The following is a 2,083-nucleotide window of genomic DNA, read 5'->3' on the forward strand; positions in this document are numbered from 1 at the left end:
GCCCTGTGGGGCATGACGATGCCCTTGGGGATGCCGGTGCTGCCGGAGGTGTAGATGACGTAGGCGATGTCCTCGGGCGAGACGTGGATGGCGGGCGCCACCGAGGGGCGCAGAGCCACCGCGTCGGCCTCGGAGTCGACGAGGATGCGTCGAGCGGAGGAGGAGGCGGGGAGGACGGAGGAGAGGGAGGAGTGGGTGAGGACGACGGGCGCGCGGGTGTCCGCGAGCATGAAGGCCAGACGCTCAGCGGGGTAGTTGGGGTCGAGGGCGACGTAGAAGGCGCCGGCCTTGAGGGTGGCGAGGACGGCGACGGCCATGTCGAGGGACTTGTCGAGGCAGATGCCGACGGCACTGCCCGGAGAGACCCCGAGGGCGAGCAGGTGGTGGGCGAGCTGATTGGAGCGAGCGTCGAGCGCGGCGTAGGAGAGCGAGCGCGTACCGTCGGAGAGCGCGATGGCGTCAGGCGTACGGCGCACCTGGGCCTCCACCGGCCCATGCATCGTCGTGACGACATGCGACTCGCCCGACGTGTCATTCCAGGTGACGAGGATCTGCTGGCGCTCCTGTGCATCGAGCATCGGCAGTCGCCAGATGGACTGGCTGGGGTCGCGGACGGCGGACTGCAACAGTCGCTGCAAGTGCGCGCCCATCCGCATGGCCGTGGCCGGCGTGAACAGGTCGGTGTTGAACTCGAGCAGACCGCTGATGTCGTCGCCGTGGTCCGCGAGCAGCAATGACAGGTCGAACTTGGCGCTGCCGTGGGTGACGGTCATGGGGCCCGGCGCGGGGGCCGGCTCCTCACGACGGGGCTCACCACGAGCCTGACGCGGCGTGTTCTGCAACGCGAGCATCACCTGGAACAGCGGCGAACGGCTCAGGTCACGCTCGGGCTTCAGCTCATCGACGAGCTTCTCGAACGGCACGTCCTGGTGCGCATAGGCGCCGAGCGTCGTCTCCTTGAGCTGAGCGAGCAGCTCGCGGAACGACATCGTCCCGGTCAGCCGCGCACGCAGGGCGAGCGTGTTGGCGAAGAACCCGACGATGCCCTCCAGCTCCGTCTGCTGCCGGTTGGCGATGGGCGAGCCGACGACGATATCGTCCTGCCCCGAGTACCTCGCCATCAAGATGTGGAACGCGGCGAGCAGCACCATGAAGGGCGTGACGCCTTCGCGCTTGCACAGCGCACGGAGTGACTCGGTCAGCTCGGTGCTCAGGTGAACGGGCAGCGTTGCGCCGACATGCGTCTGCACGGGCGGTCGCGGTCGGTCGGTCGGAAGTTCCAGCGCATGTGGAGCGCTGGCGAGCTGCTGTCTCCACCAAGAGAGCTGCTGTTCCAGTGCCTCGTCCTTCAGCCAGCCGCGCTGCCACAGCGCGTAGTCCGCGTACTGGAACTCCAGCGGCGCGAGCGGAGACGGACGTCCCTGCGAGAACGCCTCGTAGAGCGCGCCCACTTCGCGCAGCAGGATTCCATTGGACCAGCCATCAGAGACGATGTGGTGCACCGTGACGAGGAGTACGTGGGTCTCTTCCGTCACGCGCAACAGGGACGCACGCAGCAGGGGCGAGCTCGTCAGGTTGAACGGCTTGCCGGACTCCTCGGAGGTCAACCGCCCCACCTCCGCGTCCAGCGCGGGACCCGTCAAATGTCGCAGGTCGATGACGGGGACCGACAGCTCGGCGTGCGGATGGATGACCTGGACCGCGGTGCCGTCCTTCTGCACGTGGAACGAGGTGCGCAGCGCCTCGTGTCGCTGCACCAGCTCCTGGATCGCCCGCTCCAGCGCGGCCGTATCCAGGTGGCCATCGAGCACCTTGCCCGAGTGGATGTTGTAGGAGGCGTTGTTGGGTTCCAGCCTGTCGAGGAACCACAGTCGCTGCTGAGCGAAGGACAGCGGCAGCGGCCCGGTACGAGGCGCCGCCACCAGCGGAGGCCGTGTGTTGGACGGGCCCTCACTCAGTGCTGCCTCGACCCGCTGCGCGAGCTCCCAGATGGTCGGCGCTTCGATGAGCGCACGCAGGGGCAGCTCGACCTGGAAGGCCTTGCGGATGCGGGAGACGACCTGGGTGGCGAGGAGGGAGTGGC

1 protein-coding gene is annotated in these 2,083 nt (G+C 68.1%); it reads right to left on the minus strand.

The window, feature by feature from the left end; genetic code table 11:
- The coding region (locus K8625_RS43435; protein WP_223786089.1) for a condensation domain-containing protein at positions 1-2,083 on the minus strand (2,083 nt) is incomplete at both ends.

This window comes from Myxococcus sp. AS-1-15, assembly GCF_020037055.1.
GTDB classification, from domain to species: Bacteria; Myxococcota; Myxococcia; order Myxococcales; family Myxococcaceae; genus Myxococcus; species Myxococcus fulvus.